This window comes from Streptomyces sp. NPDC002602 (genome assembly GCF_042889445.1).
Taxonomy (GTDB): Bacteria; Actinomycetota; Actinomycetes; order Streptomycetales; family Streptomycetaceae; genus Streptomyces.
Genome location: NZ_JBIAQX010000011.1, coordinates 87,943 through 106,730 on the forward strand (window position 1 = coordinate 87,943; position 18,788 = coordinate 106,730).

The window sequence follows — 18,788 nt, forward strand, 5'->3', positions numbered from 1 at the left end:
GTCACCTGTCTCCCGCGCGAGCGGGGACGCCGTACTGCCTCGGGCCGGCGGCCCGAGGCAGTACGGCACCGCGTCAGTCGGCGACGGGCTCCCGGTGGCCGCGCAGGGCGACGCTCCAGCGGATGGCCGATCCCATCCTCAGGATCGACCGCTCGTAGACGCGGGCCGCGCCGACCGCCAGGCCGGCCGCCGCAACGGCCATCAAGGCCGCTGCGGCCAGGTTCTCCGTCCACCCCGCGGTGTGCGCGCTCACCTGCAACGGCATGATCAGCATGGAGAACGGCGGTATGTACCGGACAACGCCCACCCACGGGGCCGTCAGGTCCATCGCCGCGGCGACCGCGACACCGTAGGGCACCAGCGTCGCCATCAGGACCGGCATCACGGCTCCCGAGACCTCCTCCGCACGCGAGACCAGGGAGCCGGCGGCGGCGAAGAGGAAGGCGAAGAAGGCGAACCCCAGCACGAACCAGGCCACGGCGGCGGCCATTGTCACCGTGGCGGGGAACGTGGCGGGCAGGACGTGCCCGAAGCGGACCGCGAGGACCACCGACGCCCCGAACAGCGCGGTCTGGAGGAGTGCCGCCGCGCCGATGCCGAGCACCTTGCCCGTCATGAGGCGGAAAGGGGTGAGCGTTGCGAGCAGGACCTCGACGACGCGGGTCGACTTCTCCTCGACCACGCCCTGAGCGACCGTCATCCCGTAGCCGAAGAGCTGGAAGAACAGGATGGTCACGACGCCGAGGGCCGCGCCGAGCCCTGCTCCGCCCGGCACCGGGTCGCCGACGAGTTCGGGGGCCGGCAGGGCCTCGGCCACGAGACCGCGCATCCGTTCCTCGTCGACGTTCTGCTGCTGGAGTGCGCGGGATGTGGCCCAGCGTTCCGCAGCCGCAGCCGCTGCTTCGCGGGCTGCGGACGGGCTGTTGTGCCGGAGGATCAGCCGAGTTCGATCGCCGTCGGTGACGAGGGCGGCGTCCGCGTCCTTGTCCGTGACCTTCCGGCGGGCGTCGGCGGCGTCCGCGGCGCTTTCCCACCGTGCTTCCCTACCCGGTGTGCCCGTTGCGAAGGCCGCCACCGGCGTGCCCGCGACCACGACGACGGGCTGGTCTTCGCTGTCCGGGGAGCCGAAGGCGAAGAGGAGCCCGAGGATGACTCCGATGTTCACCAGGGTTCCCACCACGAAGGAGCGGGTGCCGACGCGGGCGTGGATCTCCCGCCAGGTGACCAGCCACACCGCGGTGCGCGCGGATGCCGCGCCCGCCGTGTTCTGTGCCGGGCTCATGCCGCCTCCTGCGGTTCGTCGGTGACGGCGGAGCGGAAGAGCTCGGTGAGGGAGGGTCGTTGGCGGTGGAAGGCCACGACACGTCCCAGCGTCATCGCGTGGTGCAGGAGTCGGTTCTCGTCGAAGCCGTTCGGCAGACCGAGGACGATTCCCGCTTCCTGTCGGCGGGCGGTGAGGCCTTCGGCGCCCGGAAGGGACGCGGGCCAGTCGCCGGGGGCGTCGTCGACCTCGATGTAGACGCTGTTGTCTGCGCCGGCGCGGAGTTCCTCCACTGTGCCGCAGGCCACCATCGTCCCCTTGCCGGCGATGCCGACGCGGTCGCAGAGCCGCTCGACAAGGTCGAGCTGATGGCTGGAGAAGAGCACGGGGACCCCCTCATCCGCCTTGCTCCGCAGGACGCTGCTCATGGTGTCGACGGCCAGTGGGTCGAGGCCGGAGAACGGTTCGTCGAGGAGCAGGAACCGAGGGTCGTGCACCAGGGCGGCGGCCAGCTGCACGCGCTGCTGGTTTCCGAGACTGAGGGAGTCGACCGCGCGGTCGCGGTGCTGCCCGATGTCGAGCCGTTCGGTCCAGGTGTGCATGGCCGTGCGGGCGGCGTGCCGGTCCATGCCGTGCAGCCGTGCGAGGTATTCGAGGTGGTTGCCGACGGTCATCCTGGGATAGAGACCGCGTTCCTCCGGCATGTAGCCGAATGAGGTCCGGGTCTTCGCATCGATGGGGCGTCCACTCCATCGGACGGCTCCGGCGTCCTTTTCCAGTACCCCGATGATGATGCGCATGGTCGTGGTCTTGCCGGCGCCGTTGCCGCCGACGAAGCCGAATACTTCTCCGGCTCCGACGCTGAATTCCATTGCATCGAGAGCAACGTGGCTGCCGTAACGCTTCGAGATTCCTGCTATTTCAAGTACTGCCTGATCAGATTTCACATGTCCCCCGTGGAGAACTTTCGTTCTGATGTGCTGTTGGCGTGAGTCAGACGCCTTTGTGTATAGGTACTGCGGGCTATGCCGATGATCTGGCAGAACCTCGAAACGCTGAGCCCGCATTCGCTCCGTACGGCGTCGAGGTCCGGGAAGGGACCGCATGGTGGTCCACTGCGTTCCGCCTGGCCCTGAGCTGGATGTACACCTCGCCGAGCGCGGTCTTCAGCTCCGTGATCTGGGCGAGCAGGCGGCGTTCCCGCTCGCTGCTCTGACTGACTCCGCCTTCGAGTCCCTGGGTTCCGGAGCTGATGAACTGGCGCTTCCAGTTGCCGACCGCCTGTTCCGAGACCCCGACACTGCTGGCTGCCTGCGACACGGACAGGTCTCCGGACAGAACGGTCAGGACGAGCTTCGCCTTCTCTTCTGGAGGTATTACGGGTGGTCTGGGCACGTCGAAATCTCTCCCCCGGTCTGTGCCACGTTGTCGTAAACGTTGTCCGCTGGTGGTCGCCGCGGACCCGACAACGAGGCGTGTACGACACATCTTGTTTATGTTCCCCCTGCGCCTGCAAGCTCGTTGAGGAAGATCTGAGGAACAATTCAGAGGGGCCCCGCGGTGCGAGTATCTGATTTCAGGCAGCGTGAACAGCCCGTCCCGCCCCATCGAAAAGAGGGCATCGCGAGCTGGTGTCACCGCGTTTCAGGTTCGGTCGAAGCCCCCGTCGGGCCCTCCGTACGGGAACGGCCCGTCGGGCCCTCCGTACGGGAACGGCCCGTCGGGTCCTCCGTGCGGGAACGGCCGTCGTTCCGGAGGGCGGGTGGTCTTGCGCGGCCCGTGCCGGCGCGGGTTGCTCGCCTGCGGGTTCCCCGAGGGGGGTCTAGTCCCCGTTCATGAAAGATCCCCCATCGCGCAGTTCCGGGCGCCCGCGTCGGGACGTGCCCGGTGCGCGGGTGGTCGTCGCCCTTGTCGATCAGGTCGAGCCTAGGGAGCGCCCGTTCCGGCTGACAAACCCCGCGTCCGAGAAAGTACTTGCCTGGCGGGAAAGTAAGTGCGAGGGTGGAAGCATGGAAAACCTCCCCACTCCAGATGAGGCGAACTCAGCTCTCACCGTGGCCGGTTCGGCGAGTCGTGCCGCTCGCGGCCCCCGCCCGATGCCCTCCTGGCTTCCCCCGGCGGCCGGCCTGCTGCTCGCCGGAGGGTTCGTCAATTTCGGCCTCGCGTACAAATATCGTGATGAACCGGCCTTCCTCGTTGTAGCTGCCATCTGTCTTGTTCTCTGCCTTCTCGCCATCGCTTCCACGGTCCGTGCCGGTGGAGTGGTGCCCGCTCCCGCGGGCACCACCCGGGAGCGGACGCTGCGTCAGCTCCCCGCACTGCTGCCGTTCGTCGCCGGCGGCCTCGGGGCGCTGTTCGCCGGCGTCGTCGGCTGCCTGGCGGTCGCCGGGATCGGTCTGGGGGTGCTTGCCTGGTTCCAGCTGGTGCGCTTGAGGAACGGCAGTCCGGCATGACCGGACCGGATCCGCTGCCGCAGTTGGACGCGGTCGTCCAACACCCCAGCAGACTCGCGGTCGTCGCCTTCCTCTCCGGTTGCACGGAGGCCGAGTTCAAGGCGGTGCGCGACGCGCTGGACCTGTCCGACTCCGCCCTGAGCAAGATCGTGACGGCCCTGGAGGGCGCCGGGTACGTCGCGGTGCGCAAGGGGTACGTGGGCAAACGCCCCCGCACCTGGCTGACGCTGACCGATACCGGCCGAAGCAGTCTCGCGGGCCATCTCTCGGCCCTGCAGCAGATCGCCGATCAGGCCCGGGGCCGTGGCGCCGGCCTGGGCTGAGCCGGGCGCCTCGGACCCGGTACCGCGGGCCGGACACGCCGAAGCCGTCGCACTCTCCACGCGATCCTCTCGCGGGGAAAGTACGACGGCTTCGGAGAACACGGTCCGGGACCGACGGGTGGAGCCGCCGAATGCCCCTCGGCGGCTCCACCTTGTTCCCAGTGGATCAGCAGCCCGCCGCGTGCGTGATGGACACGCTGGTCAGGACGCCGCTCGCGGCGCTGACGGAGAACGCGGTGCACTCGGGCGAGGAGACCGTGGTGACCGTCAGCGGCGTGGTCGCCGGAGCGTCCCCCTGCGCGGTGGCGCCGAACTCCTCGGCGGTGGTGTAAGCGGTGTAACCGGCGATCAGCTGACTGGCGTTCATGAAAGTTCTCCTGAGGTGTGAGCGGGGGTGGGTGGTCAGCAGCCGGCGTGGGCGGTGGCGCCCACGGAGGCGGCGCTGACGGCGCTGACGGCGGCACCGCACGCGGCGCTCGAGATGTCGATGAAGCTGAGGATCGACGGCGTGGTCGCCGGGGCGTCGCCCTGTGCGGTGGCGCCGAACTCCTCGGCGGTGGTGTAAGCGGTGTAACCGGCGATCATCTGACTGGCGTTCACGTCTGGCCTCTCTCGTATGTGCATCGGAATGTGCTTTGCGGAATCAGTTGACCATGTGAGCCCCGCCCGAAGAAGCCGGAAACTTATGGCTTGGTTCTCTCCGCAAAGCCCTGAGCTGCACACTCTTCGAGACGTCACAACAAATTACGTCCGGCACGACTTTCGATGCACCCGCCGGCACCGGCATTCCGGACACGAGAAAGGGACCCGTGCCCACGGGTCCCTTTCTTCGATATCCGCCGTTGTCCTCAGTTGCTCGTCGCGCGGCGAACCAGGCCTTCCCACACCGCGAGTTCCGTCCGCGTCTCGTCGAGCCCTCGGGCCAGGGCGTCCGCCTCCTTGGCAAGCACCTCGTACCGGTCCACGGGAGCGCCCGGAGACGTCAGGCCCTGGAGGGCATGGGTCAAGAACGCATCGGCCCACTCATCCAGACACGGGGAGCACACGCCCAACCGCCTGCAGAGCGCATCGCGCGGCTCCGTACGGGACAGCAGGCTCATGACCGCGCGGATCCGCAGGGCTGTCGACGCGGTCGGACAGCGCAGCACGCGGCGGCCTACAGCAGCCCGAGGTCGGGCAGCGGCGGCGAGGCCAGGTTGCGGGCCGGCGCCGACGGGTCGATCCCGGCGTCCCAGAACACCTCCCGCATCGTGTCTTCCAGACCGACGCCGTCGGGCCGCACCCGGTGCTTGACCATGGCCTGGGCCAGCGCACCGCTGCGGTGTTCACCGAAACTCAGGCCCTGCATCCCGGGACGGGAGTCCTGAGGCTCCCATGCGACGGCGACGCCGGGCACCACCTGGTGGGCGAACGGCGAGGTGTCCGGCCCCAGCCCGTCGAGACCGGACACGCACGCCCCGATCCCCCGAACGGCCGACCAACTCCGTGGGGGCAGGTAGACGACGAGGGCGTCGCGTCGCGGGAACAACCGGGGACTGGAGGTGATCTTCGCCCGGTACACCAGCCGCCTTTCCTCCAGGTACGTCAGCACCGTGTTCCACACCCGCGGTGCCGCCTCCGCCGAGGTGACGTGGACGTACACACGAAGGGTCTGCGCCCCCCTGCCGACACCCGTGCCCGCCGAGCCGTCGGTCAGGAAGAACCCGGTGGACAGGGCCGGCCGGGCCGCGGGCAGTCGTATCGCCGCGGCGCTCGGCAGCTTCGCGGGGGGTTCGCCCACGAGCGTGTCCGCGGGCAGGAGGACGCGCAGTCCGCCCAGTTCCGCCACGAGCATGCCGTCATCGGTGCGTTCGCGGACGACCGCGTCGGCGAGCGTGTGGGAGTGCGGCATGGCCTCGGTCAGCAGGCGGTCGAACTCCGGATCGCGCAGGCTCCGTGGACGGGTGGTCTCCGCCCTGTCCTTGCCCGTGTGCGCCAGCTGATACAGGGTCTGCGACAGCTTCCCCGCCAGCTTGCCCGGCGCGTCCGCCTCCAGGAACTCCGATCCGACCGTCGCGCTCAGTCCGTCGGAGGCGACGGAGATGTCCCGGGCGGTCCGAACGAGGGCGGGAGCGAGGACGTCGGTGGTCATCGGTATCACAGTGCGTCTCCCAGTCCCAGGATGTCGGTGCTGCTCTCGGGCGCCAGCAGGATGCTTCGCCCGATGCCCGCGCCGGCCCGATCGGCGGCGATCACGCGTCCACCGACCATCGCGGTGGCGAGCATGCGGTCGAACATGTGCCACCCGGCGTACGAGGCGGCGCGGATACGCAGCCCGTCGTCCGCGGCCGCGCCGCGCACGGAGCGGTATCCGGCCCAGAAGGCACGCATCCGGGGCCGTAGCCGGTCGAGTTCCCGTACCCCGTGTTCGAGGATCTCCTCGTGGGAGGTCTGCTGGTCGAAGGTGAACCCGGGAGTGTCCCCGATGGAGCGGGGAATGCCGTGGATGGCGGTGTAGAGCCACTCGCCGATGACGGCACCGAGGTCCCGGGCGGGGTCCCCGAGACGGAACTCCTCCCAGTCCGTCAGAAGCAGCCTGTGCGGGGTCAGGAGGAACTGGTCGAGTCTCAGGTCTCCGTGGATCGGCCTGCGGTCCTGCACCGCGGCCTCGGCGGCGCGCAGCCGGTGCAGGGCGTCGACGACCTTGCGGTCGGACTGGATCAGCCTCCAGGTCTCCAGTTCGCCGAACGTCGAGGAGACCAGGCCCCTCAGGGACACGGCGTTGTGCGGATGGAGCGGGGGCATCGGATGTGGCGTCGTGTCCAGCAGGCCCGCGTCCGCGGGCAGGGAGTGCAACTCTCCCGTGAGCCGTCCGGCCTGGTGGCTCAACTCCTCGTCGAACGCATCGTCGGCGTTGAGCTCGGACCCGGAACGGGCGTCCTCCAAGAGTTCGAAGACGACGAGCATCGCGTCGGTGTCGGAGCCGAGCAGAGACGGACCGATGAGGGCCGATCCCGGGTGGCGGGCCGCCAGTGCCTCGAAGGCCAGGATGCGGTCGTATCGGCTGCGGGCCTCGGCCGGCTCCGGGCCCCTCAGCCGCTTGACGAAGACGCGTGCGCCCGTGGTCGTCGTACCGGCCCAGTTGTCGTTGCGGCCCACCCGGGACGTCACGTCGTCCGGGTCGAACGCGCCCAGGCCGAGCGCGCCGAGCAACGCCGCGACCTCCGGGACTCCGGCGAGATCGGCGGGGGCGTACCGGGACCGGGTCGGCGCGGATTCCTTGGTGGGAGCTCCTTGGATTCTTGTCACGCGGCGGCACGGTAGGTACTTCGAACGGATCTCGGCAAGGGCAAAGTATCGGAATAACTTTCCCGTGAAGGCGCCATGTCCGTACGGCAATTCGCCCACCGCACCGCGGTCGGCCATGTGTCCTTCTCCAGGGCAAAGTAATGCGCCGGATGACATTACTTTGCCCCCGCCGCGCATTCCTAGAGTGCCGACATGTCCCGCGCCCCAGTGATCCGCTCAACACTGTCCAACGGCCTGCGCCTCGTGGTGCAGCCGTTGCCCGGCCTGCCGTCAGTAGGCGTCGCCGTCCACTACGACGTCGGATTCCGGTCCGAACTTCCGGGCCGGAGCGGATTCGCGCACCTCTTCGAGCACGTGATGTTCCAGGGCAGCGAACACGTCGGACCGGCCGATCACTTCCGCCACGTCCAAGCCTCGGGCGGGACCGCCAACGGCTCCACCCACCAGGACTACACCGATTTCTACCAGGTGCTGCCCGCATCGGCGCTGGACCGGCTGCTGTTCCTGGAAGCCGACCGGATGAGGGCTCTGCGCCTCACCGAGGAGACGCTGCGCACCCAGATCGCCGTGGTCAAGGAGGAGATCCGGCAGTCGGTCACGGACAAGCCCTACGGCGGATTCCCGTGGACCGTGCTGCCCGGGGTCCTCTATCGGGAGTTCCGCAACGCCCACAACGGCTACGGCTCGTTCGGCGACCTGGAGGCCGCCTCGCTGGAGGAGTGTCAGGCGTTCCACGAGACGTACTACACCCCGGCCAACGCGGTCCTGACCATCTGCGGGAACGTCGATCCGCGGCAGGCCCTGGACCTCGCGGACCGTCACTTCGGCGGCATCCCGGCCCGCCCCCGCCCCGCGCCTCCGTTCCTCGACGAGCCTGAGCCGGCCGGGGAGGTGCGGGGCGAACACCGTGACCCGCACGCCGTGCTCGCCGCCACTGCTCTCGGCTACCGCCTGCCCGATCCGGCGACTTCGCTGCCCCGGTACCTGAGTCACATGGTGCTGACCCAGATGCTCACCGGACGGGACTCCGCCCGCCTCAAACGGCACACGGCCCACCGGAGCGGGCTCATGACGGACGTCAGCAGCAGTTGCGGACTGTTCGGCCCGCTGCGCGCCCGGTCCCCCGAGACCCTGGTGGTCCTGGCCATGCACCCGCGCACCACACCCGTCGACACGGTCCTCGACGTCCTCGACACCGAGATCGCCGAGCTGGCGGCGAACGGCCCCACCGGGCCGGAACTCGAGGAGGGCAGGGCACTGGCCTCCGCCGGAACGTGGCGAGGGTTCGACAACCTCGGCGTACGGACCCGCGCGCTCGGCACCTTCGAGCTGCTCTTCGGAGCCCCGGAACTCGTCGACACCCTGGCCCCACGACTCGCGGCCGTCAGCGCCGACGACATCCGCTCCGCCGCGGCGCACCTCGCGAGAGGCAGGCGCGCCGTGCTGTCCCTCATCACGCCCACGGGAGTCCACCGGTGAACCGCAACAGCGTGCTCCCCCCGATCGGTCCCCCCGTCCCGGTCGTCCTGCCCCCGCTGGCCGACGTACGCCTGGAGAACGGCCTGCGCGTCATCGCCGCCCGCCATGCCTCCACCCCCATGACGGAGCTGCGACTGGCGATCCCGCTCCACGTGGAGTCGTTCGCCGATGTGGCCGTCCAGGAAGTGTTGGCCGCATCGCTGCTGGGGCACACCGCGGCCGGGGAGCAGGGCCCGGCCGACGACCGTCCGGCCGCATCCGGAAGCCTCCTGACAGCCACCCGCTCCGCGCGGTGGCTCGGCGTCGCCGGCTCCGGCCCCAGCTCGCTCCTTCCTCTGCAACTGGACGTCCTGGCACGATCCCTGGTGCGCCCCCGTTTCACCGACGACGTGGTCCGCGCGGTCACGGTGCGCGCCCGAGGGCAACTCGCCGCCACGCGTGCGCAGCCCCAACTCATCGCCTCCGAGGCGCTGGTGGAACACCTCTACGGGCCGCTGCCGCAGATGCAGGACGTGCCGCGCGAGGCCGACCTCGCCGCGGTCGGCCACGAACAGGTACGCCTGGCCCACCGCCAGTGCGTACGGCCCGACCGGGCGGTGCTGATCCTGGTGGGCGATTTCGATCCCGACCCGGCCGTGGAGCAGGTGATCCGGGCCTTCGCGGAGTGGAAGGCGGCCGGCACGACGACGTGGGAGACGACGGGAGGTCCTCTGCTGCCGCAGCCGCGCGCCCGCACCATCGCCCGGGTGCCCCGACCGGGGGCGGCACAGACCCAGATCCGCCTGGTCCGCCCGGGACTCGCCCGCACCGACCCCGGCTTCGCGGCCCTGACGTTGGCCAACATCGTCTTCGGCGGGTACTTCTCCTCGCGCCTGGTCGCGGAGGTCCGCGAACGGCACGGGCTGGCCTACCGGTGCGAGTCGGTCTTCCGGGACCACCTCGACCAACTGGTCCTGGCGGTGGAGGCCGACACCGCCACGGAGCACGGTGACAGGACCCTCGACCACCTGCGGGCGCAACTGCGGCGCATGCGCACGCAACCGCCGACCTCGGCCGAGATCGAGGCGGCCCGCCGGTACGTCACCGGGATGACCGCGCTGGCGGCCTCCTCCCAACAGGGCTGGGCGAGCAGCCTGATGCTCGCCCTGGCCACCGGGCAGGAACCCGAGCGCATCAGCCGCATCCTGGACGACTTCACCGCGGTGACCGAGGCCGACGTGGCCGCCGCGGCCGGCCGCTTCTTCGATCCCGACGACTTCCACGGGGTCGTCATCGGAGATTCCCCCACCCCCTTCGAGACGGAGAGCTTCCTGTGATCTCCCCGCACACCACGAGCATCGTCTTTCCCGTCCAGCCCACTCAGGTCGCACAGGTCATCCCCTTTGCCCAACTGCTCCAGCGACGCGGCTCGGGACGTCTGTGGCTGGGGCAGTCCCTGGGCGTCGAGACGCACCACGTCTTCGCCGCGCTCGCGGGAGCGGGAATGCGCATCCCCTTCGGTACCTCGGTAGCCCTGGCGGGTCTCCGTCATCCGTACGACGCGGCGGTGCAGGCCCGTTCCGTCGCCCAACTGTCCGGGCTGCCGTTCGTGGCGGGCATCGGCCCGGGCGGGGAGGCGTTCCAGCGCATGGTCCGTACCGCCCCCATGCCGAAGCCCGTCACCGTCAGCGGCCAGTACCTCACCACGATGCGGGAACTGATCGAGAGCCGAAGCGGGGCCGACAGCGACGGGCTGGAGCACAGCACGCACGGAGCACTGCCGGTCATGGACACGCCTCCGGTCGAGCTGGGGCTCGGGGTCCTGCGCCCGGCCATGGCCCGCGCGGCGGGCCGGGTCGCCGATGTCGCCGTCACCTGGCTGACTCCACCACGGTTCATCGAGGAGGCACTCGTCCCCGCGCTGGAACAGGGGGCGGCGCAGGCCGAGCGCCCCGTTCCCCGTGTGGCGACCGTTGTCCACGTGGCGGTCCGGCGCCCCGGCCGCGACATCGAGGCCATAGCCCACTCCGCGGCCTACGCCCACCTGGGCAGCCCGCACTACACCGACATGCTGCGCCAGGCGGGCGTCCCGGCCGACCCGGCGGACACCAAGGGCGGCGCGGCGCTCCTCGTCTCCTCCGGCACGTTCGTCGCCGGCACCCCCGACGAGATCGCGGACGGCCTCGACCGGTACCGGGCGGCGGGTGTGGGCGAGGTCATCCTCAATGTCTGCGGCGTCTACACCGCCCTCGGCATGGGAGCGGCCATGACGGACATGCAGCAGATCCTCGCCGCGGTGGACGGCCGCCATGCGTGAGAACCCCACCGCGGCACCGCCGTTCACCGCCCGCCGGCTGCTCTACGTGGGTACGGGCTCCCTCGGGGTGATGTTCATGCCCATGTGGGTGCACTGGCTCCGCGCCGCCTACCCCGAACTGGCCGTACGCACCGTCATCACCCGTTCCGCGACCAAGTTCGTCACGCCGACCGCGCTCTCGGTGTTCGCCGGGCACACTCCGCAGCTCGACTCCTGGACCGAGGAACCCGTGGAGTCCGCGGCCCACGTCGAGATGGCCGAGTGGGCGGACACCGTCATCGTGCATCCCGCCACGTTCCACTTCACCAGCCGCCTGGCGCTCGGAGTGGCGGACACCCCGGTACTGCTCGCGCTGCAGTGCACGCGCGCCCCCATCGTGCTGGCTCCGGCCCTGCCGCCCGGAGCCCTGGCCTCGGCCGCGTGGGAGTCCCACATGGCGGCCCTCGAACGGCGAGCCAACGTCCACGTCGTCCCGCCCCACCCCGGGGTGAGCATCACCACCGGCAAGCCCGATGCGGCGACCGCCGCGCCGCTTCCCGAGGTCCTGCTGGCCGCGGAGCGGCTGCGGGCCGCCGCCACGGGCGGGGCCACGGACACCGGGGTCGCCACGGAAGGCACGGCACGGAGCGAGCGGACGGAGCCGAACCCGTGACAGAGCCCGTCCTCGTCGACATGTTCGCGACCGGATTCCAGCGCACGACGATCCACAGGCTCGGCGAGGGCACGTTCCTGTGGACGCGCGGCGCCGGCCTGGACCGGCCGACGCCCCTCACCGCGCCGTCCGCCGCGGCCCGGAGCCATGTGGCGTCCCTGGCCCGCCCGGGCCTCCTCACCCTCAACCTGCCGACCGTGTCCGGGAACGAACTGCGCTACGCGGTCCCGGGCTCGACCACGGCAGCGAAGGTGCTGTGGTCGGAGCCCTCACCGGCCGACAGCGTGCGCCTGGCCGAGGTCTTCCGGTCCGTTGGCAAGGTGCTCAGGCTGCTGCACTCCCACCCCGCACCTCCCGGCAGTGCCACCGCAGGCCCTGTCGGACCGGCCCGCTTGGCCGCCTGGATGGACGGCGGGCACGGCCCCCGCGCCGCCGCCCGGATGCACGGCCTGCTGCGTGACGGCGTCGGCGCGACACGCTGGGCCGCGGTCCGCAACTGGTGCAGCGACCTCGCCCGTCCCGGTCCGGACGCGATGCTCCTGCACGGTGCGCCGAGCACCGGGTCCCTCGTGCTCCCGGCGGGGCCGGCCCGGCACTCCGCGGACGAGGAGGGACTCACCGACGGGGGCGCCCCGCCTCCGACCGCCGGCGCCCTGCTCATCGGGGAGGAACTGGCCCTCGGTCCGGCCGGGTTCGATCTCGGCTGGTTGCTCGGCGAGTTGCTGGAACTGCGGATGACCGCCGTCCATCGCCTCGTGCCACGGCCGATCCTCTCCGAGCTGCCGAAGGCGCTGCTCGCCGGCTACGGCGCCCCCGTCGACCCGCTCGTCGCGGGGCGGGCGGCGACTCTGCGCATGCTCACCCACGCCCACGACTTCGCCTCATACGTGGGCTGGCACCCGGAGCTGGAACTCTACGCGCGGACCGCGATCCGCTACATCGACACCGACGGGCTGGCCGCACTCGACGGTGGCGTCTGAGCCGGCGGCCGGCCCACACGTCACCCCACCCGCTGCCCCCTGTCCTCGTCACCCACCTCCCGAAGGAACCTCCTGTGAAAACCCATGGCATCAACCTTGTCGTCCTCCACGACCTCGACCCTGTGCGGGCTGCCATCGAGCAGGCCGCCTCCACCGCGGACGCGTCCGAAGCCCCCGGGCTGCGCCGCGCCCTGTCCCTGCTGGACGAGTACCGACACAGCGACACCGACATCAAGATCCGCTGGGCACGCCGGTACCTCGACGAAGCCGGCGTCCCTGCCGGCGACACCAGCGCCCGCACCATCAAGAAGCTTCGCCAGGCCGTTCCGAGTCTTGGCCTCGGCGAGGCGGTCGCTCTGGTCACGCTCGCGGCGGAGCGCTGAGGTGCCGCGGTCCAGGAACCGGCCTCGGGCACACATCCGCATCGGTGCCGACATCCTCGCCTCGGGCCGGGGCATGCTCGCCGTGGCGTTGCTGCTGGCCCTGGCCTCGACGGCCGGCACCCTGGCCGTGCCGCTGATCGTCAAGGAGGTCTTCGACGCGTTCGCCCAGGACGAACCCATCGTCCGCCCCATTCTGTGGATGGCGGGTGCGGCGCTCGCCGCAGCGGTGACGCTGTCGGTCTCGGGCTATCTCCTGGCCAGGGTCGGTGAGCACATGATCCTGCGACTGCGCCGCCGTGTCATGGCGCACGCGCTGCGGCTCCCCATGGCCACCCTCCGGGTCCAGGGCATCGGCAACCTCGTGGCCCGGATCACCTCGGACGCCATCCTGCTGCGGGCAGTCATCGACGTGGGAGTCGTACAGTTGCCCCTCGCCGTTCTGACGGTCGTCGCCACCCTGGTGGTCATGGCGTTCCTGGACTGGGCGCTGGTGCTCATCAGCATCGCGTCTTTCGCCGTCGCCGGCATTGCCATCGGGTTCGTCCTGGTGCGCGTCAAGCGCAACGTCGTCGAACAGCAGGGCGCCATGGGCGAACTCGCCCAGCGCTTCACCACCTACCTGTCGGCGCTCACCACCATCAAGGCCTACCGCTTCGAGCGGGGTGCAGCCGACCGGTTGGGTGAGGACGCCCGGCAGCTCACCTCGACCTCCATGGTCGGAGCCCGGCTCCAGTCGTTCATCTCTCCCGTCATGGGGCTGGGGCAGCAGGTCGCCCTGGTCTCGGTGATCATCGGCGGCGGCGCCCGGATGGCCGACGGCAAGCTGTCCGCCCCGGACTTCGCGGCGTTCCTGCTCTACCTCCTGCAGCTGGTCGGGCCGGTCACGGTGGTCGCCACCGGGATCGGCCGCCTGCAGGCCGGGCTCGCCGCCCGGGTGCGCTTCGAGGAGTTGCTCTCCCTGCCACAGGAATCGGACGACAGGTCCCCGGGAACGCCCCGCCCCGAGCCGGTACCAGGTGCACCGGCAGTCGTCTTCGACTCGGTGTCGTTCTCCTACGCCGGTACGACGACCCTCGACGGGCTCGGATTCAGCGCGCCGCGCACCGGCCTGACAGCCTTCGTGGGGCCCTCCGGAGCGGGAAAGACGACAGCCCTCAACCTCATCGACCGCTTTGTGCACGCGGACGCGGGCCGGATATCCGTCCTCGGACACCCCGTGGGGGACTGGCCCCTCGACGATCTGCGCCGCCGCGTCGCGTACGTGGACCAGCAGTTCACCCTGCTGGAGGGCTCGGTCCGCGACAACCTTCAGCTCGGGTGCGGTCGTCCGGCCTCCGACCCCGAACTGGCCGAGGCCTTGGCCGCCGTGGGCCTGCGGGAGGACATCGAGGCGCTGCCGGACGGCCTGGACACCGTGCTGGGCCGGGGGAACGACCTTTCCGGCGGGCAGCGGCAGCGCTTGGCCCTCGCCCGCGTCCTGCTCACCGACGCCGAGATCGTCCTGATGGACGAGCCCACTTCCCAGATGGACAGCATCAACGAGGAGCGCTTCCGCCAGGTCGTGGACGACATCGCCGCGACCCGGGCCGTCCTGGTCGTCACCCATCGTCTCTCGACCGTGCAGAACGCCGACCACGTCATCATGCTCGCCGCCGGAGCGGCGGTGGATGCGGGGACTCACGGCGCCCTCATGGACGAGTGCGCCCCCTACCGGGAGCTGGTCACCAGCCAGTCCCTGGCCTCCGCCTCGTAGGCAGTGGGGCAGTGGGGGCAGCCTTCGGATGCTCAGTCGGTGGTGAGCCACTGTTTCCAGTGGTCGCCACGGACGAGGTTCTCGGAGTCGACGCTGTCGGTGGCGACGTCGTGGGTCTCCGACGCGAGGACGACCTCGTCCGCGCCGGGCTCCGGAAGGGCACCTGAGCACGACCGGGACGTGCCCGGCCGCCGCGACCAGAGCGGCGTACCCCGAGCAGGGGCGGCACCGGCTCGCCGCCGGCGATCCGTGGGCTGAGAAAGGGTCTGTCTTCTCCTCCGCGCCGGGGACGGAGCGGCCCGTGATCCAGGCCGGGGGCCACGGCCATGGACGAGATCTTCAGGGCCGCGCCGAACCCGTAGTCACTCAGTTAGTCACTCAGACGCAGAAAGAGCCGGTGCAGGTTTCCCTGCACCGGCTCTCACCTGGTGTTTCAGCTGTCGGGGTGGCGGGATTTGAACCCACGACCTCTTCGTCCCGAACGAGGTCCACCCAAGATCCCCACCGGCACGAGCGAAGTTTCCCCTGGTCAGCCCCCTGGCCTCGGATGGTCTGGGGCAGTCTCAAGGGGCCTCGGGGAGCAAATGGGCTCCCAGTCGGCTCCCAGTAGCCGATGCCAGCCGACTCGTGATCGTTCGCGTCCGCTTCGCCGAGGCGTGTGCACAGGCTCTGGGCAGAACGCAGAACCCGGGAAGGTGCGTGACACCGACGACTGGCGACCGCTCTCTGGTCCGGGCCGTTCTCGAGGCCTGGGCCGACCAGAGCACCTGCTATTCCAGCAGAAGGCGGACCAGCTGGTCGAGCTCTTCCGCCTCCGGAGAATCGGCAAGAACGGAGCGGATGACCTGGCGAAGCTTCACGTAGCCCTTGGACTCATCGAGGACCAGTTCCGCGATGTGTTCGGCCTGTGCTGCTCCGAGGGCCACCAGGCGGTTGTGTATCGCGTTGAGCGGGTCGAACTCTGGGATGGGGAGCTGCCATACAGCCTTGTCGATGTGACGCTCGTCCTTGCCGTAGGACATGAGCGGACGGACAACCTCAGTCAGGGCCGGAGTGTTGAGGATGGCGCATAGATACATGCCCTCCTCGCGACTGGCGACCGTGCCCCAGTACAGAACATGGTCGATGACCGCGTTCGGGTCATCCACCAGCGCTGCGGAGACATGCATGCCGGACTTGCCGTAGACAACGCGCAGGGGGGTGGCGGGAAGCTGCATTGACATGCCCCGGTGAAATGCCAGGCGTTCAATGAGTGTCAGCCGCTCGCTACTGCGGTGAGCCATCCACTGTTCCTCTGCGGCACGCCACCAGTTCGCCAGATCCGGGTACAGGTCCAGGCGAGGGTGCTCGCCATGGAGAAGGGTTTTGGCTCCTTCGATGGGCAGTACGGCCTTCCTCGGCGCCAGCAGTCGGTATGGAAGGACGCTCTCTCCCAGGAGGACAGGGCGAACGAATTCGGTCTCCACGACCCCTTCCTGATCAGGGAGGTCCCTCCACGGCTTCTTCTCGGTACTGCTGCGCTCAGACCGGACTGCAACGCGGCCACCGCCAAGGCCCAGTGGGCCGGTCTGCTGCGTTTCCACGAAATAGAGCACACGCGGCACGATCGTGGCGCCCTGCCAGAATCGATCCTTGTACGGCGAGGAGATCAGCCCCTCGCGTACGTAATGGACTTCCGCAGGCTCTCGAGTGATCCACTTCTCGGCGACCTCCCAGGTCACCCCTGCTCCGGGTAGCTTTCCCGTCCAACGCTCGGTGTTCTTGGGCAGCGGGATGGGGTCGTTGTCGATGGCCGCTGCACCGATGCCCACCTTCATACGAGTCCCGAAGATGACTGCACTCCCCCGCGGGAAGAAATGGGGGCGCAGCCGACGCAGGTCCCACGAGCCAGAGAACGCGACCTTCACAGAGCCGTTTGGATCCGGGTAGTCGCCGGCTCGGAACCCCGTCCAGTACGGGCGGTCCAGGACGGGGTTGGGCACCACGAACGCGAATTTGCCGCCCTCAGCGAGGTACTGCTGCATGGCGCGGGCGATGAACAAGCCCGACAGGTCCTGATGCGTTGCCACTTCATCACCGCGCCACAGGCCGCGCGACTGAGACATCGCCTTGAAGCGGTCCTGCATCTCGCTTGGCATGTGGCGGTAGGACAGCCACGGCGGGTTTCCGATGAGTACGTCGACTCGGTTCTCCACCCGCGCGAGCCACATCGGGCGTGCGAGGTTGCGTACGTAGTACGACCAGATGTGGTTGCGGCCCTCGTCTACTAGCTGGCAGAGCAGCTTGAAGTTCGCGGTGAGCTCGTCCTGGTCGTCCTTCGCGGAGATGGCCAGTCTGTTGAAGAGGGTGGCCAAGGAGGGCGTGCTTCCCGGGGCACGGCGTACTGCCTTGTCAGCCAGCTCGTTGACGATGGTGTCGAACCGGCCGGCGTCTTTGAGGAGGTCCTCAGAGAAGCGGAGCTCATTTTCAAACAGCTGGCCGCCAGTGCCGGTTCGGATCACCAGATGGCCGTGGTCCAGCAGGTCCGTGCGTTGCTCCCACTGGACACTGTCGCCGAGATAGACGGGAACCCTTATGGGGCCCCGCTTGTCCGACATCAGCCTGTCTCGACCGATGGCCAGCAAGTACGTCACGCGGGCGAGGGCAACGGCGACAGGGTGAAGGTCGATGCCCGCCACGTGATCTGTGATGTCGATCAGCGTCTCGCGGAGGGGCCGCCCCGCGGCCTCGGCTGCTTCCAGGTACCGGCGCGCGGAATGGAACAGGAACGTGCCGGATCCACACGAGGGATCCAGGACCCGCTGGTTCAGCGGGTCCGTCACCGTGTCGGCGACGACCTTCTCGGCGAGCCAGTCTGGAGTGTAGTACTCACCCTGCTGCTTCCGTGTCTCTGCAGAGATGACCGACTCGTACAGCACCTTGAGGACGTCGTGCTCGACCTTGCCCCAGTCGAAGCGGGTGAGTCGGCGGGCAACCGTGCGCACGAACCCCTCGCCACCGGGTACCTCCATGACCCAACCGAAGAAGTCGGACTCGACGACACCGTAGATCTGCGCTTGCTCGAAGCGCTGTCCAAGCATGAGTGTGGCGGGCTGGATATCGGTGACGTCGATGCCAAGCACGAGGTGCGCAATGATCTCGGCGCTGTTCACCAGCAGCGTGTGCTCGATAAAAAGATCGTCGCTGTCATCGAATTGGGCACCCAGCGCACTGTGCAGAAGGCTGGCCCACAGCTCACGCTTGAGCTTCACCGTGGGCAGGTCCTTGTGCTCCGCGTAGAGGGCGGTCAGGGAGGCCCGGTCGAGTTTGTGCGACACACTCTCCGCGCCCAGACGGCTCTCGATCGCGTCGGGCGTCGGGCGGATGCCCTCTGACGTGGCGAGTACGTCCTCCAGCCACCTCAGCAGGTCATTCGGGGGAGTCTTCTGCTTCACCTCGAAGCGGCTGACCTGGACCAGCTCCTGGCCGGACAGGCTGTAGGCGCGCCAGTCGGTCCCGTCCGTAAGGATGCCGACGTACCGCTGGCCGACCTGTTCCGTACGGGTGCGGACGTATCCGCCGAGCTGCTTTACGGCGTCCTTGAGGATCGCGGCGCTCCGCAGGTCCTTCTTCGTCTCGATGGCCGTGAAGCCGATCTCGACATCAATGCGCCGGCCATCGCCGACCTGGGCCTCCAGGTCGACGCTCAGGTCGTTCTCTTCGAGATTGAGCCCGCCATCGAGCAGCAACTGACGAACATCGGCTTGGAGCGTCGCCTCGGAGCGCATCGGCTTGCGGTCGATGAGCCGCGCCAGCACCTTCTCAAGGTTGGTCTGCGGAGGTGTGGTCATCTGCGGTGGACGCGCCATGCTTGCCCGTTAGGGCATCGACTCTTCTCGGTGTCGTAGGAGCGTCGATGCTCAGGGCCAGTCAGGGGGCGC

18 protein-coding genes are annotated in these 18,788 nt (G+C 69.3%); 9 read left to right on the forward strand and 9 right to left on the reverse strand.

The features are described 5' to 3' along the window. Nucleotides 1–73 precede the first annotated feature (73 nt). The 3 genes from ACFYW3_RS25865 to ACFYW3_RS25875 all read right to left on the reverse strand — a co-directional run bounded on the left by ACFYW3_RS25865 (nt 74) and on the right by ACFYW3_RS25875 (nt 2,869). Nucleotides 74–1,282, reverse strand: a complete 1,209-nt coding sequence (locus ACFYW3_RS25865) for an ABC transporter permease (protein ID WP_389387473.1) — start codon at nt 1,280–1,282, stop codon at nt 74–76. Then, nucleotides 1,279–2,133 (reverse strand): ATP-binding cassette domain-containing protein, encoded by an 855-nt coding sequence (locus ACFYW3_RS25870; RefSeq protein ID WP_351749517.1) that lies wholly within the window; start codon nt 2,131–2,133, stop codon nt 1,279–1,281. Before ACFYW3_RS25870 ends, ACFYW3_RS25865 begins: the two co-directional genes overlap by 4 nt. A 151-nt stretch (nt 2,134–2,284) precedes the next feature. Continuing rightward, nucleotides 2,285–2,869 carry a transposase gene (locus ACFYW3_RS25875; protein WP_389387539.1) on the reverse strand — a complete coding sequence of 195 codons (585 nt, stop codon included), beginning with the start codon at nt 2,867–2,869 and terminating at the stop codon, nt 2,285–2,287. 488 nt (nt 2,870–3,357) lie between these two features. Here ACFYW3_RS25875 and ACFYW3_RS25880 point away from each other — a divergent pair, with 488 nt between their 5' ends. Together ACFYW3_RS25880 and ACFYW3_RS25885 are read left to right on the forward strand one after the other, a co-directional pair. Further along, on the forward strand, nt 3,358–3,714 hold the full coding sequence (locus tag ACFYW3_RS25880; protein WP_389387474.1) for a hypothetical protein: 357 nt from the start codon (nt 3,358–3,360) through the stop codon (nt 3,712–3,714). Further along, nucleotides 3,711–4,037, forward strand: coding sequence for a winged helix-turn-helix domain-containing protein (locus ACFYW3_RS25885; RefSeq protein ID WP_389387475.1), 327 nt, complete (start codon nt 3,711–3,713; stop codon nt 4,035–4,037). The genes ACFYW3_RS25880 and ACFYW3_RS25885 overlap by 4 nt, the downstream gene beginning before the upstream one ends. A gap of 166 nt (nt 4,038–4,203) precedes the next feature. Here ACFYW3_RS25885 and ACFYW3_RS25890 read toward each other — a convergent pair whose 3' ends face one another. The 5 genes from ACFYW3_RS25890 to lxmK all read right to left on the reverse strand — a co-directional run bounded on the left by ACFYW3_RS25890 (nt 4,204) and on the right by lxmK (nt 7,325). Further along, entirely contained in the window at nt 4,204–4,404 is a 201-nt protein-coding gene (locus ACFYW3_RS25890) for an LxmA leader domain family RiPP (RefSeq protein ID WP_329202929.1), read from the reverse strand. Nucleotides 4,405–4,439: 35 nt separating this feature from the next. Then, nucleotides 4,440–4,637: an LxmA leader domain family RiPP gene (locus ACFYW3_RS25895; protein WP_351749509.1), complete on the reverse strand. Its 198-nt coding sequence runs from the start codon at nt 4,635–4,637 to the stop codon at nt 4,440–4,442. 248 nt (nt 4,638–4,885) lie between these two features. Next, nucleotides 4,886–5,044 (reverse strand): hypothetical protein, encoded by a 159-nt coding sequence (locus ACFYW3_RS25900; RefSeq protein WP_351749507.1) that lies wholly within the window; start codon nt 5,042–5,044, stop codon nt 4,886–4,888. A 149-nt stretch (nt 5,045–5,193) separates the two neighbouring features. Further along, complete coding sequence (locus ACFYW3_RS25905; RefSeq protein ID WP_351749505.1) at nt 5,194–6,168, reverse strand: T3SS effector HopA1 family protein; 975 nt, start codon at nt 6,166–6,168, stop codon at nt 5,194–5,196. A gap of 5 nt (nt 6,169–6,173) precedes the next feature. Then, a complete protein-coding gene (lxmK, locus tag ACFYW3_RS25910) occupies nt 6,174–7,325 on the reverse strand; it encodes a class V lanthionine synthetase subunit LxmK (RefSeq protein WP_351749504.1) in 1,152 nt (383 codons plus the stop codon). A 192-nt stretch (nt 7,326–7,517) separates the two neighbouring features. Between lxmK and ACFYW3_RS25915 the strand changes: the two genes are divergently transcribed. From ACFYW3_RS25915 to ACFYW3_RS25945, 7 genes are all read left to right on the forward strand, one after another. Continuing rightward, nucleotides 7,518–8,804 carry a M16 family metallopeptidase gene (locus tag ACFYW3_RS25915; RefSeq protein ID WP_389387476.1) on the forward strand — a complete coding sequence of 429 codons (1,287 nt, stop codon included), beginning with the start codon at nt 7,518–7,520 and terminating at the stop codon, nt 8,802–8,804. After that, complete coding sequence (locus ACFYW3_RS25920; RefSeq protein ID WP_389387477.1) at nt 8,801–10,120, forward strand: M16 family metallopeptidase; 1,320 nt, start codon at nt 8,801–8,803, stop codon at nt 10,118–10,120. The genes ACFYW3_RS25915 and ACFYW3_RS25920 overlap by 4 nt, the downstream gene beginning before the upstream one ends. Further along, complete coding sequence (locus ACFYW3_RS25925; RefSeq protein WP_389387478.1) at nt 10,117–11,100, forward strand: LLM class flavin-dependent oxidoreductase; 984 nt, start codon at nt 10,117–10,119, stop codon at nt 11,098–11,100. The genes ACFYW3_RS25920 and ACFYW3_RS25925 overlap by 4 nt, the downstream gene beginning before the upstream one ends. Then, on the forward strand, nt 11,093–11,752 hold the full coding sequence (locus tag ACFYW3_RS25930; RefSeq protein WP_351749496.1) for a flavoprotein: 660 nt from the start codon (nt 11,093–11,095) through the stop codon (nt 11,750–11,752). The genes ACFYW3_RS25925 and ACFYW3_RS25930 overlap by 8 nt, the downstream gene beginning before the upstream one ends. Further along, complete coding sequence (locus ACFYW3_RS25935; protein ID WP_389387479.1) at nt 11,749–12,732, forward strand: hypothetical protein; 984 nt, start codon at nt 11,749–11,751, stop codon at nt 12,730–12,732. Before ACFYW3_RS25930 ends, ACFYW3_RS25935 begins: the two co-directional genes overlap by 4 nt. Before the next feature lie 74 nt (nt 12,733–12,806). Continuing rightward, complete coding sequence (locus ACFYW3_RS25940; protein WP_351749493.1) at nt 12,807–13,115, forward strand: hypothetical protein; 309 nt, start codon at nt 12,807–12,809, stop codon at nt 13,113–13,115. 1 nt (nt 13,116) lies between these two features. Further along, nucleotides 13,117–14,868, forward strand: coding sequence for an ABC transporter ATP-binding protein (locus ACFYW3_RS25945; protein WP_389387480.1), 1,752 nt, complete (start codon nt 13,117–13,119; stop codon nt 14,866–14,868). A 770-nt stretch (nt 14,869–15,638) separates the two neighbouring features. On the opposite strand, the gene ACFYW3_RS25950 is transcribed toward ACFYW3_RS25945, so the two are convergent. Further along, on the reverse strand, nt 15,639–18,716 hold the full coding sequence (locus ACFYW3_RS25950) for an N-6 DNA methylase (protein WP_389387481.1): 3,078 nt from the start codon (nt 18,714–18,716) through the stop codon (nt 15,639–15,641). Nucleotides 18,717–18,788 lie beyond the last annotated feature (72 nt).

What these genes read in the sequence shown, in the direction of transcription:
- ACFYW3_RS25880 (WP_389387474.1), top strand. Translation starts at nt 3,358, where the DNA reads ATGCCCTCCTGGCTTCCCCCGGCGGCCGGCCTGCTGCTCGCCGGAGGG.
- ACFYW3_RS25890 (WP_329202929.1), bottom strand. Translation starts at nt 4,404, where the DNA reads ATGAACGCCAGTCAGCTGATCGCCGGTTACACCGCTTACACCACCGCC.
- ACFYW3_RS25950 (WP_389387481.1), bottom strand. Translation starts at nt 18,716, where the DNA reads ATGGCGCGTCCACCGCAGATGACCACACCTCCGCAGACCAACCTTGAG.
- ACFYW3_RS25915 (WP_389387476.1), top strand. Translation starts at nt 7,518, where the DNA reads ATGTCCCGCGCCCCAGTGATCCGCTCAACACTGTCCAACGGCCTGCGC.
- ACFYW3_RS25905 (WP_351749505.1), bottom strand. Translation starts at nt 6,168, where the DNA reads ATGACCACCGACGTCCTCGCTCCCGCCCTCGTTCGGACCGCCCGGGAC.
- ACFYW3_RS25875 (WP_389387539.1), bottom strand. Translation starts at nt 2,869, where the DNA reads ATGGGGCGGGACGGGCTGTTCACGCTGCCTGAAATCAGATACTCGCAC.
- ACFYW3_RS25885 (WP_389387475.1), top strand. Translation starts at nt 3,711, where the DNA reads ATGACCGGACCGGATCCGCTGCCGCAGTTGGACGCGGTCGTCCAACAC.
- ACFYW3_RS25930 (WP_351749496.1), top strand. Translation starts at nt 11,093, where the DNA reads ATGCGTGAGAACCCCACCGCGGCACCGCCGTTCACCGCCCGCCGGCTG.
- ACFYW3_RS25865 (WP_389387473.1), bottom strand. Translation starts at nt 1,282, where the DNA reads ATGAGCCCGGCACAGAACACGGCGGGCGCGGCATCCGCGCGCACCGCG.
- ACFYW3_RS25870 (WP_351749517.1), bottom strand. Translation starts at nt 2,133, where the DNA reads ATGGAATTCAGCGTCGGAGCCGGAGAAGTATTCGGCTTCGTCGGCGGC.